Annotated in this window: 11 protein-coding genes; all 11 read right to left on the reverse strand. The window is 57.2% G+C overall.

What is annotated here, in order from left to right; genetic code table 11:
* Positions 1 to 77 precede the first annotated feature (77 nt).
* Positions 78 to 1,523: an NAD(P)(+) transhydrogenase (Re/Si-specific) subunit beta gene (locus tag P9250_RS31270; RefSeq protein WP_310397210.1), complete on the reverse strand. Its 1,446-nt coding sequence runs from the start codon at positions 1,521 to 1,523 to the stop codon at positions 78 to 80.
* Positions 1,524 to 1,841: an NAD(P) transhydrogenase subunit alpha gene (locus P9250_RS31275; RefSeq protein WP_310397212.1), complete on the reverse strand. Its 318-nt coding sequence runs from the start codon at positions 1,839 to 1,841 to the stop codon at positions 1,524 to 1,526.
* A 13-nt stretch (positions 1,842 to 1,854) separates the two neighbouring features.
* Positions 1,855 to 3,000 carry a Re/Si-specific NAD(P)(+) transhydrogenase subunit alpha gene (locus P9250_RS31280; protein ID WP_310397214.1) on the reverse strand — a complete coding sequence of 382 codons (1,146 nt, stop codon included), beginning with the start codon at positions 2,998 to 3,000 and terminating at the stop codon, positions 1,855 to 1,857.
* Between the two features lie 108 nt (positions 3,001 to 3,108).
* A complete protein-coding gene (ppc, locus tag P9250_RS31285; RefSeq protein WP_310397218.1) occupies positions 3,109 to 5,961 on the reverse strand; it encodes a phosphoenolpyruvate carboxylase in 2,853 nt (950 codons plus the stop codon).
* Positions 5,962 to 6,083: 122 nt separating this feature from the next.
* Complete coding sequence (locus P9250_RS31290) at positions 6,084 to 6,275, reverse strand: hypothetical protein (protein WP_310397220.1); 192 nt, start codon at positions 6,273 to 6,275, stop codon at positions 6,084 to 6,086.
* A 101-nt stretch (positions 6,276 to 6,376) separates the two neighbouring features.
* Complete coding sequence (locus P9250_RS31295) at positions 6,377 to 7,048, reverse strand: porin (protein ID WP_409014994.1); 672 nt, start codon at positions 7,046 to 7,048, stop codon at positions 6,377 to 6,379.
* A 19-nt stretch (positions 7,049 to 7,067) separates the two neighbouring features.
* Positions 7,068 to 7,403, reverse strand: a complete 336-nt coding sequence (locus P9250_RS31300) for a porin (RefSeq protein ID WP_310397222.1) — start codon at positions 7,401 to 7,403, stop codon at positions 7,068 to 7,070.
* A 78-nt stretch (positions 7,404 to 7,481) separates the two neighbouring features.
* Positions 7,482 to 8,930, reverse strand: coding sequence for an MFS transporter (locus tag P9250_RS31305; protein WP_310397225.1), 1,449 nt, complete (start codon positions 8,928 to 8,930; stop codon positions 7,482 to 7,484).
* 95 nt (positions 8,931 to 9,025) lie between these two features.
* The gene (locus P9250_RS31310) at positions 9,026 to 9,835 is read right to left on the reverse strand and encodes a sugar phosphate isomerase/epimerase family protein (protein ID WP_310397227.1); all 810 of its coding nucleotides are present in this window, start codon (positions 9,833 to 9,835) and stop codon (positions 9,026 to 9,028) included.
* A gap of 32 nt (positions 9,836 to 9,867) precedes the next feature.
* Positions 9,868 to 11,031, reverse strand: coding sequence for a dihydrodipicolinate synthase family protein (locus P9250_RS31315; RefSeq protein WP_310397228.1), 1,164 nt, complete (start codon positions 11,029 to 11,031; stop codon positions 9,868 to 9,870).
* Between the two features lie 2 nt (positions 11,032 to 11,033).
* Positions 11,034 to 12,185, reverse strand: coding sequence for a Gfo/Idh/MocA family oxidoreductase (locus tag P9250_RS31320; RefSeq protein ID WP_310397651.1), 1,152 nt, complete (start codon positions 12,183 to 12,185; stop codon positions 11,034 to 11,036).
* Positions 12,186 to 12,360: the final 175 nt, after the last annotated feature.

The raw sequence follows: 12,360 nt of genomic DNA on the forward strand, positions 1-12,360 counted from the left end.
TTTACTGCGGACTTGAACTGGTGTAACACAACAGATTGCACGGTAGTGTTGATGGAATTCTTGTTAGATTTCCTTCATTATGCGTCGACCGCCTTCATCATTTCCTCGACCACTTTCTTGGCGTCGCCGAACACCATCATGGTCTTGTCCATGTAGAACAGTTCGTTGTCGAGCCCGGCGTAGCCGGCTGCCATCGATCGCTTGTTCACGATAATCGTGCGCGCCTTGTAAGCCTCCAGAATCGGCATCCCCGCGATCGGCGACTTCGGATCGGTCTTCGCGGAAGGGTTCACCACATCGTTCGCTCCGAGCACGAGCACCACGTCCGTTTGGCCAAACTCGCTGTTGATGTCCTCCATCTCGTGCACCATCTCGTAGGGCACTTCAGCTTCCGCCAGCAGCACGTTCATATGCCCCGGCATGCGCCCCGCGACCGGGTGAATCGCGTAGCGCACCTCGATGCCCTTCTCCACAAGCTTGTCGGTCAGTTCCTTCAGCGCGTGCTGCGCGCGCGCTACGGCCAGGCCATAACCCGGCACGATCACTACGCTCTCCGCGTTGCCGAGCATGAATGCGGCATCATCAGCGGAGCCGGATTTGACCGGGCGCTGTTCCTGCGTACCGCCTGCCGACGCACCGCCCGCCTCGCCCCCAAACCCGCCCAGAATCACGTTGAAGAACGAGCGATTCATCGCACGGCACATGATGTACGACAGAATCGCGCCCGACGAACCCACCAGTGAGCCGGCGATGATCAGCATCGGATTGTTCAGCGAGAAGCCGATGCCTGCTGCCGCCCAGCCCGAGTACGAGTTGAGCATCGACACGACCACCGGCATGTCCGCGCCCCCGATCGGAATGATGATCAGCACACCCAGCGCAAACGCGATCGCCGTCATGACCACAAACGGCAACCAATGCTGCGTGACCATAAAAATGATGCCGAAGACGACCATCGCGATGGCGAGCAGCAGGTTGATCAGATGCTGGCCTGAGTACACGACCGGCGCGCCCTGAAACAACCGGAACTTGTACTTGCCCGAGAGCTTGCCGAAGGCGATCACCGAACCCGAGAACGTGATTGCGCCAACGAACGTGCCAATAAACAATTCGACGCGATTGCCATACGGAATTGGCTCGCCGAGCGCAGCGAGGCCAAACGCCGAAGGCTCAGCGACGACGCCATAGGCAATACACACCGCTGCAAGACCAATCAGCGAGTGCATCGCCGCGACCAGTTCAGGCATCTTGGTCATCTCGACCTTCGCCGCGATGTAGGCGCCTGCCGCTCCACCGACGACGAGCGCCCCGAACAGGAACGCCAGTCCCGTCGACAGGTTGGAACCCAGATAGGCCGCCTGCTTTACGATCAGCGCGAGCGTCGTGAGAATGGCGATGGCCATACCCGCCATGCCGAAGGTGTTGCCAATGCGCGCGGTCTTCGGATTGGACAGGCCCTTGAGCGCCTGAATGAAACACACCGAGGCAACGAGGTACAGGAGTGTGACGACATTTAGGCTCATTTACGCACCTACCTTTGCAGGCCTCTTAGGCTCTTTCTTCTTGAACATCTCCAGCATCCGCCGTGTGACCAGAAAGCCGCCGAACACGTTGACCGCCGCGAGCAGCACGGCAAACGTGCCAAAGAACTTGCCCGCCGCGCCTACCGTGAGGCCGACCGCCAGCATCGCGCCGACGATCACGATCGCCGAAATCGCGTTGGTCACCGCCAACAGCGGCGTATGCAGCGCGGGCGTAACGTTCCAGACGACGTGATAGCCGACGTAGATCGCCAGCACGAAGATAATCAGGTTGATCACCGTGTGATTGATGACATCCATGTTGTTTCCAAATTCAAGCAGTGGCACAGGCGACTTGGCGATCACGGCACTGAAGCGTGGCCGCGACGATGTCGTCTGCAAGGTCGATGTTGAGCGTGCCTTCCTTGGTGATGATCAGCTTCAGGAAGTCCAGAAGGTTGCGTGCATAGAGCGCGGACGCGTCGGCAGCGACCAATGAGGCGAGGTTCGTATGGCCAACGATATGCACGCCATGCTTCATCACCACTTGATCCACCTCGGTCAGCGGACAGTTGCCCCCCTTCCTGCCTTCAAACTCCGGCCCACGCCCGGCGGCCAGATCGACGATCACGGAGCCCGGCTTCATGTTCTTGACCGTTTCGACAGAAAGGAGCGTCGGCGCAGGACGACCCGGGATCAACGCAGTGGAGATGACGATGTCCGCCGCCTTGACACGCTCATGAACCTGCGTGGCTTGGCGCGAGAGCCAGCTTGCTGGCATGGGCCGCGCGTAACCACCGACGCCTTCAGCCGCTTCGCGTTCCTCGTCGGTCTCCAAAGGTACGTCAACGAACTCCGCGCCGAGTGACTCGATCTGTTCCTTCACAGCGGGGCGCACATCGGACGCTTCGACGACCGCGCCAAGCCGCTTGGCAGTCGCGATCGCCTGCAGGCCCGCGACGCCCGCGCCTAGTATTAGCACACGCGCGGCTTTGACGGTACCTGCCGCGGTCATGAGCATCGGCATGAAGCGTTGATAGTACTGGCAGGCCAGCAGCACCGCCTTGTAGCCCGCGATGTTGGCCTGCGAGGAGAGCACGTCGAGGCTTTGCGCCCGGGTCGTGCGCGGTGCTGCCTCCAGCGCAAAGGCGGTGACGCCAGCAGAAGCGAGGCGCGCCGTGTTTTCGGCGTTGAACGGATCGAGCATGCCGACGAGCACGGTGCCCGGTTTGAACAACGCCAGTTCGACTTCGCTGGGCGACTGAACCTTGAGGACAATCTCGCCGGAGAAAGCCCCCTCGGCATCGACAAGATCCGCGCCCGCCTGAGCGTACGCATCATCGATATAGCTCGCACTCAGGCCAGCACCACTTTGTATCGAGACTCGATGTCCTTGCCCAACCAACTTCTTGACCGTCTCAGGCGTGGCGGCAACGCGCGACTCGTTCGCCCGCGTCTCAGCAGGCACACTGATGTGCATAAGTTAAAGCCTCTATAGAAGAGAAGGGAGCTTTGCCGCAAGCTGACACCGGCACTCGCTCATTGCTTAATGTCGTTTCATACACGGCTGCATTAGACACAGCATGCCCTAGCCAGAGTTACGTAGTCCAGCCGCAATGCCATTGAGGGATAGTTGAATCCCCCGTTGTTGTCGAGTCGTGAGTTGCTCTGCGCGGAACCGTCTAAGCAATTCGACTTGCAAGTGGTTCAACGGATCTAGGTAGGGAAACCGATTTTTGATCGAGCGCGCGAGATGCGGGTTATCGGCAAGACGCTCACTTTTCCCAGTAATCTCGGCGAACGCATGGACCGTACGCTTCCATTCGGAAACGATTTTTTCGAAGATCACCAATCGCAACTTTTCATCCTCGACAAGCTGCGCGTATCGGGAAGCAATAGCCAGATCAGTCTTTGCCAGAACCATATCCATATTGGACAAAAGATTCTGGAAAAACGGCCATGTGATATACATGTAACGAAGCGTTTTGAGGCGTGTCATCTGTTCCGCTTCGGAGCCTGCTTCTTCTAGATATGTCATCACAGCGCTACCAAAACCGTACCAGCCCGTGAGCAACAGCCGGCACTGGCCCCATGAAAAGCTCCAAGGGATCGCACGCAGGTCCTCAATTTTGCGATTCTTCGGATCTTGCAGCTTGCGCGATGCCGGTCTGCTGCCAATGTTTAACCCCGCAATCTCGGAAATCGGCGTGGACGCGAAGAAGTAATCGGTGAAGCCAGGCGTTTCATATACGAGCGCGCGATACGCCGTCATTGCCGAGTCAGAGAGCATCTGCATCGCTGCTTCAAACTGTGGGAGTTGCGCGGGCGCATTCTCGTGTGGCAGCAACGAGGCTCCGAGCGTCGCCGCCACCACGGTCTCCAGATTCCGTCGCCCAATCTCTGGATTAGCGAACTTGCTCGCAATCACCTCACCTTGTTCTGTGAGGCGAATCTGACCGTCCACCGTTCCCGGCGGCTGAGAGAGGATTGCTTGATAGGTCGGGCCGCCACCACGCCCAACCGTGCCGCCACGGCCGTGGAAAAGCCGCAGGGTCGTAGCGCGCTTTTTGAAGAGCGCTACCAGCGCAAGCTCGGCACGGTAGAGCTCCCAGTTCGACGTGAGGAAGCCGCCGTCCTTGTTGCTGTCTGAGTAGCCGAGCATGACTTCCTGCTCGTTGCCTTGATTCTTGATGAGCTTGTCGACCCCCGGAAGCTTGAAGAACCCGCCCATAATTACTGGTGCGTTTCGCAAGTCGGGTATGGTCTCAAAGAGGGGAATGACCATTAAGCCATCGCGTAGTGCATCGTCACTGCTGCCCAGGCAGCCTCGCAATAGCCCCGCTTCCTTCTGTAGTAGCAAGACCTCCAGCAAATCGCTGACGGCTTCGGTATGGGAGATGATGTAATTGGTGACGGCACGTTCACCAAATCTTTCACGCACCGAGCGAGCCGCCTCAAAAACCCCTATTTCTCCGGTAGTGAGATCTGAATATTGGCTGTGCGGAAGACGCAGCGGGCGGGGCTGCGCCAATTCTTGAATCAGAACCCGCCGCTTGTCATCTTCAGAGAGGCCAGCGTAATCCACAACTACGCCCGCACGTTCGAGCAGCTCTGACACGACCGCTTCATGCATATCCGAGCTTTGTCGCAGATCTATGCTCGCCAGATGGAAGCCGAACACGTCGACCGCCCGCATGAGTGGGGCAAGCCGTTGTGTGGTTAGGGAAGCGCCGTGCTGTGCGACAAGTGAATGGAAAATGACACTCAAGTCCGCCCCGAACTCCGTTGCTGATGCGTAGGGTCGGTCAACGCTGTAATTCAGGCGCGCGGCGACTGCGCCTTTCCCGAGACGTTCGTCAGCGCTCGCCGCAAGCCGCGCATATACACCGATCAGCGCCCGACGATATGGCTCGTCGGTGCGATGTGGCGACGTATCCGGCGACGCGCTGGCCAACCCCTGAAGCGCTTCACTCGACCCTGCGAGGAGATGGGACACCGACAATTCCGCGCCAAGCTTGTGTATTTCCTCTAGGTAGTATTCAAAGAGGATCGCTGCCTGACGCGTGATCGCATTTTCAAGAGTGGACGCGTTGACGTTCGGATTGCCATCACGGTCGCCGCCGATCCAGCTGCCCATTTGAAAGAAAGGTGGAAGCCGTGTTGCAAGGCCGTGCTCTTCGAGCGCCGCTTCGATGTCGGCATACAGCTCAGGAATCTCACGCAGAAACGTCGATCGGTAATATGACAGCGCGTTCTCTATCTCGTCGGCCACGGATGGTTGCACTTCTCGAAGCATACGCGTTTGCCAAAGTGCAGTGACGCGCGCGCGCAGTTTTTCTTCGTTGCGCGCAAGTTCCCTTGCTGTTAGATTTCCGTCACGCTCGGCGAGCAAATGCGCAATGTCGTGCTGTGCGTCGAGTATGCTCTTTCGTGACACTTCGGTCGGGTGCGCTGTTAGCACCGGAACGACAAGGGCGTTATCGAAGAATTGCTGAAGGGCCCCGTGAGCCTCGCTAGTGTCCAAATGTTCCCGCACTTTCTCAATCGCGTGCGAGACAGTTCCCGGCTGTGGCGCAGATCCGGCTAATGCGTAGATACGTCGCCTGCGGATGTGATGACGATCCTCCGCGATATTCGCAAGATGAGAAAAGTAACTAAAAGCACGGACGACACTGACGGCGTCCTCTGCCGACAATTCGCGCAATTGTGAGCCGAGAGACGCCGCGACACCGTGATCGGCACCGCGACGATAGTTGACAGCAGTTTGACGAACTAACTCGACAAGGTCAAAGACGGCCTCACCTTCCTGCTCCTTCAGAACGTCACCAAGTAAGCGACCCAGTAACCGGATGTCTTCTTGTAGGGGCTTATCCTTATCCTGCCACGGGCCGGAGGCCTCCTTCTGGAATGTCGATGCGAACTGCGCAACGACCTCCGACATGTCATGCTCTTTCCCGACTAGGTCTTCCATATATCACCTTGGTGAAGTTCCGATACAGCAAGGGACGCGGGCTGCTCACTGTATAAATATCGTCAACAGCTCAAAATCTATCGTCCAGTAAATCAGTTCTTGCCGACAGCACACGCGTATATCTCAGGCGGCAGGCAGTGCAGATCCATCCAGTCGAAGCTTCGCACCGTTCGTCGCAATGAATGTCCCGAAGGGTCGCCTTCTTCGCGGCGACCCAGGCTTTCGCCGACGATTTCTTCCAGCGGGAACGACGTGCGATCGATCGCTTCCAGCGGTGCTTTCATAGCTCATGTCCTCGTGATTGAATTCGAATTCGATGCCTGGAAACGAAGGGTCCTGCAGCTGCCAAGCCAACAACGAACGTGAATCCCTCGTTACCATAACGTTAGAAGCTGTGTCGAAGTCCCACACCTTCAGTACTTGCGGAGCCGTGACCGCTTAACTTGTCGTAGGAATAAACCGCGTAGATGTCCGTTCTCTTCGACAAGAAATAGTCATATGCGATCGATGCGGTCGTCCGAGTCGTCGACACCCCTTTCGGTGCATTCGATTTCGTCCGTGCTCCTTCAATCAGGATGGAAGAGAAAGGGGAAATAGGCACGGTCGCACCCAGTTCGTAGGTGTGAGCATTCACATCCGCCCCGTGACTGTTTGTCGCCACGCCAGCTGCGAATAGCTTTAAGAATTCGAAGTCGTAGGTCAGGCCACCGAGATATGCGTATTGTTCGCTAACAGGGGCCGTCACCGGCGTGCGAACACGCTGGGCGGAGAACGCTGCACCAAGTCCCTTGTATGCGTATTGCAAATGCAGACCCGCGTTCGCTATGCCGTTTTGCCCTGGGACCCCTCCGACACCATAGATTGCCTGTCCAGTAACACCATAGAACGATGGAGATGCGTATTGGATTGCGTTATTCCATACGGTGTCTCCGATAATGGTCCCGCCGTAGGTAGTGACAAATGATTGCATTACCAGCGGCGAGAACACCACCGAGTACCCGAACGGGTTCAGCGCGGCCATGCTGTTGTAGGTCGGGTTGGTTTGACGCCCGAACATCAACTTGCCGTACGCGCTATCAAAGCCTACCCACGCGTTTCGCGAAAAAAAAAGGGTCGTTTGTGTTACGTCCCGCCGAGCCGTTGGCCGGTTGAAAGAAGCTTTCAAGACCGAATATTGCCGCGTAGCCACCACCCAGATCCTCACGTCCACGCAGTCCGAAATAGGACGTAGTAAGGCCGCCACTGCCCAGTTGCACGGCAGCCTGTGGACCGCCACTGCGTTTCGCACTATCAATGTAGGTGCCGACAACGCCGTACAGCGTCACCGATGACTGTGCATACGAGACACTTGAAATTTCCGAAATTCCCAAGGCCAGCACGCTGAGTTTGATAAGCCTCATCAACACCTTCATTTTTGTCTCCATTAGTTGTACTTAAGTACTTTATAAGTATAAGAATGCCAACGGTGTAAGTCCGTTGGCATCCGTTTTTTACGAGGCGATTTGTTCCAGGCGCTTTCCGCGCGTCTCGATCATTCCCAACCCGACCAAGCCACCGACTGCACAGACGGTTGCGAACACAATAAACGCCGAGTTAAGTCCCCCTGTTTGGACGATGACGCCCAACAACGCAGGGCCGGCCGCCGAAGCGCCGCGCAACCATGACGTTGCAAGAGCCGTAGCGATGGCGCGCATACGCGTCGGATAGATCTCCGGGGTGTAAAGATAAAGCAACGTGTTGGTCGAGCCGATGACAGCATAGGCGGTGGAGCAGAGGATGATCACAGTCCATACGTTGGCCGATCCCGTCAACCACAGCGCGGCAAGGATAAGACCTGCGACTACAAACGAACCAACTGTCCACGCCCTACGGCCAACACTGTCGACTGCAAATGCACAAATGATTGTCGCAACGACCTGTAGTACGTTAGTCAGGGACGCTGTGCGCAGTGCGTCGGCCAACGGCAGGTGAAACACCGTGTGGTACAACGACGGCAGCCAGTTGTTCAATCCATTCGCGACGAAGTAGGACGATGCCCAGAGGCCCCATACGATCAGAGTTCGGCTACGGAACGTCGATGACAAAACTTCGGTGACGCGTGTTTTTTGCCTAGGCGCATGGGTCGCTGCCTGCAGAGCGACGACCGGGCGCTGCATCGCAACCGGCTCCAGCGGTGTGCCCGAACGCAGCGCGCTCGCTTCCGCTTGCTGAACGATGCTTTCAGCCTCGTCCAATCGACCTTTATTGATAAGCCAACGCGGAGACTCAGGAAGCTTGATCACAAAAAATGAGATCAGCAAAGTCGGCACTGCGCCGAAGAGAAAGAGCGCCTGCCAGCCGAGCGCGGGAACGAGCCACACGGCGAGCTGGCCGGTCAGCATCAATCCGATTGGGAAAATCATCTCGTAAAGCATGAAGAACTTCCCGCGACGATGAGCCTGAGATAATTCGTTGATATAGGCTGCCGCAACCGGAACCTCTCCTCCCACGCCAATGCCCTGAAGGAAGCGAAAGGCGAGCAGCGCCCAGTAGCCGTTCGCAAAGCCGCAAGCAACGCCCATGATTGCCATCAACGCGATTGCTCCGGTTGCGCTTTTGACGCGACCCTTTTTCTCAGCAACGGCACCGAAAAAGATCGCACCGATCAACTGTCCGATGTAGCCTGCCGCGATCAACAGGCCGACGTCGGAGGCTTTGAGGTGCCACATTCCGATGAGCACCGGAAGGGCATAGGCAAGGGACAAGGCCGCGAAGGCATCAAAGAACGTCGCGCTTCCCATCACAATTCGCGCTTTCGCATGCCATCGAGTGAACGGCAGCCTTTCGAGTCTCGCAAGCAAATAGGCTTCCTTCGTGCCTAGGTCCGTCGTTGCTGAGGTCGCCTGCGATTCTGCTTCCACGGTGGATGGCATCTTGCCCGCGGTCATCTCGCCTTTCATGTTGTGTCTCCTACTGCATTGCGAATATGGTTGCAAACGCCACTCGATCACAAGAAAACCGTGTGTTCGATGGCGTTCACTCGGATAAGGCGGCCTTAGCAGAACTCGAGATGGCGCGACTTACAGGTAGTCAGGACCTCGTTCGGGTCTTTTTGCCACCAGTTTTCGGCGGAGAAGATCTCCACTTCATGGAAGCCGTCGTATCCGACCGCTTCTACCGCATGGCGCCACTTTCGAATATCGATCACGCCATCACCCATCATTCCCCGATCCAACAGGAGATCCTTGGTCGGTGCCAGCCAGTCGCAAATATGGAATGCGTAGAGCCGTTCTTTCCCTGCCCGCTTGATCTGTGCTTCCAGATCGGGGTCCCACCAAGTGTGGTACAGGTCGAGTGCGATCCCCAAACCATCACCTAGCTCGTCGCATAGATCGTTCGCGTGCGCCATGGTATTGACGCAAGCGCGATCTGCCGCGTACATCGGGTGCAACGGTTCGATAGCAAGAGGCATATGTTGTTGGCGAGCGTATTCAAGAAGCTCGCCGATGCCGTCTCGAACCTGGCATCTCGCATCTTTCAGGTCTTTTGACCCATCTGGCAGTCCGCCCACAACCAGGACGAGACATTGAGCACCGAGTTCAACTGCTTCGTCGACTGCACGACGATTGTCGTCTCGTGCCTCGACCCTACCTTCGTGCGAGTTGGCAGTAAACATTCCGCCGCGGCAATAGCCGGTCACGACCAATTCGTTCGCGCGGATGGCGCGTGCGGTTTCTTTCAGTCCGAGCGCCTTGACCTGGTCACGCCACGGGGAAATGCCGCGAATCTCGTGTCGAGCGCAGCCGTCGATGATTTCAGCGAGATTCCACTTTTGCCGGACCGTCGCGGTGTTAATCGAAAGCATTCTCGGCTCAGGATTGTGGCTTCCGATAGGCATCACTCAACCCCCTGCGTCGCCATGAAATGGCGCATCCGTGTGGCCGCCAGTTCCGGATCGTCGAACAGCGCAGCGTTGTCAGCCAGACGGAATAGTTCGCTGTAGTGGATCGCGTCCCGCGCGCTTTGCTGGCCACCGACCATCGTAAAGTGGCTTTGATGGTTGTTCAGCCATGCGAGGAAGACGACGCCCGACTTATAGAAGCGCGTCGGTGCAGCGAAGATGTGGCGGGACAGCGGTACAGTCGGAGCAAGAATCGCATTGAATTGCGCGTTGTCACCATTTGCGAGTTCCTGCAACGCGCTTGCTGCAGCAGGTGCAATTGCGTCGAAGATTCCAAGCAGTGCGTGCGAGCAGCCGACGCCATCACCCTGAATCAGCTCGGGATAGTTGAAATCATCGCCCGTATACATCTTTACCGTTGCGGGAAGCCGACGGCGCATGGAGATTTCCTTTTCCTTGTCGAGCAAGGAAATCTTGATGCCGTCGATCTTGTCGGCGTTTTGAGCAATGACTCGCAGACACGTATCCATTGCATCATCAACGTTACTGGAGCCCCAGTAGCCTGCCAGCGCCGGATCGAACATTTCTCCCAGCCAGTGAAGAATCACCGGCTCGCGTGCCTGGCTGAGAATTTTGCCATAGACGTATTCGTAGTCGTCCGCTGAGCGTGCGACCGCCGCCAGCGCGCGACTGGCCATCATGATGAGACGTCCGCCCGCCGTTTCGATTGCCGAAACTTGCTCCTCGTACGCACGCACGACATCATCGATCGTCAAACCCGGGGAAACTGGAAGATGATCGGTGCCTGCGCCCGAGGCGACCTTCGCGCCAGGGTAGTCACGGGCGAGCGTTACGGTGCGCTTGATGAGTTCGAGAGAGGTCGCCCAGTCGAGCCCCATGCCTCGTTGAGCGGTGTCCATTGCCTCGGCCACTCCGAGGCCTAAGGTGAACAGGCGTTCTCGATACTTCATCGTAGTGTCCCAATCGATCGCTGCGGTGAGCCAGGGATCGTGACTCGTACGCGGATCGGCTACGACGTGCGCCGCCGAGTACGCGATGCGATTGAAGTTCGGACTTGCAGCCGGTGTCCAGCTTCGAACTCCCGTCAACTTGAACGACTCTTGTCCGCCGGCCTTCGTCAGTAAGGTAACGTGGGCCATGTTCATGCCTCCAACGGCGTAACGTCGACCCAGCGACGCTCGCGCCAGCTCTGGAGACCGAGTTCGACCAACTGGACGCCCTTCGCGGCTTCGAGCAGATTCCAGCGGAAGTCGCCCTCGCCCCAAACGTGCTTCAAGAAGAGTTCCCATTGAACCTTAAATGCATTGTCGTTTGCACTCGTCTCAGGAACGGCGCTCCAATCGGCCATGAAGTCATGCGTATTACGCAAGTCCGGATTCCACACTGGCTTGGGCGTGTTGACACGGGATTGCGTGTAACAGTCGGTCAATCCCGCGACAGCGGAGCCGTGCGTACCGTCGACTTGGAAGGTGACCAGATCATCGCGGCGAACGCGCACGCACCACGAACTGTTCATCTGCACGATGGCGCCGTTCTCCAGTTCGAACGTCGCGTAGGCCGCATCGTCCGCGCTCGCCTTGTACTCGTTGCCGTTTTCGTCCCAGCGCGCGGGAATATGCGTCGCACCCAAGCACGAAACGCTTCTCACTTTGCCGAATACATTATCGATGACGTAACGCCAATGACAGAGCATGTCGAGGATGATGCCGCCGCCGTCTTCCTCGCGATAGTTCCACGAGGGGCGTTGAGCCGGTTGAAGATCTCCTTCGAAAACCCAGTAACCGAATTCGCCTCGCACGGACAGCACTTTTCCGAAGAAGCCAGCTTCATTGAGCAGTTGGAGCTTCTTAAGTCCTGGCAACCAGAGCTTGTCCTGAACGACACCATGCTTCACCCCAGCCGCTTTGGCAGCGCGATAGAGATCCATCGCCTCTTGAAGGTTGGTCGCAACCGGCTTTTCGCTGTAGATATGCTTGCCTGCTTTCACCGCGCGCTTGAGCAAGTCGGGACGAGCCTGGGTCGTCGCCGCGTCGAAGAAAATAGTGTCTTCCTTGTTGGCCAGCGCCGCGTCCAGATCCGTCGTCCAGCGCTCGATCCCATGCGCCTTCGCCAGCGCCGCAATCTTTTCTTCGTTTCGACCCACCAAAATCGGATCGGGCATCAGACGGTCGCCGTTGCTCAGCGCGACGCCGCCTTGCTTGCGGATGGCAACGATGGAGCGAATCAAATGTTGATTCATACCCATCCGACCGGTTACGCCGTGCATTACCAGTCCAATACGGTGAGTCGTCATAGCTACTCCTTGAAAATGAAATTCTCTGTACGGTGCGTTGATCGTTGTCTCGGAAGCGCTGTGTCGAGGGTCCGCTCTTCCGGTGACTGAATAATTCCACAAACTCTTCTACAATTCACGCTATGGTTAACACTTATCGCTCTTATATCCCGATATGTGAGCTTATATCAAAATT

The sequence above is a fragment of the Caballeronia sp. LP006 genome (assembly GCF_031450995.1).
Lineage (GTDB): Bacteria > Pseudomonadota > Gammaproteobacteria > Burkholderiales > Burkholderiaceae > Caballeronia.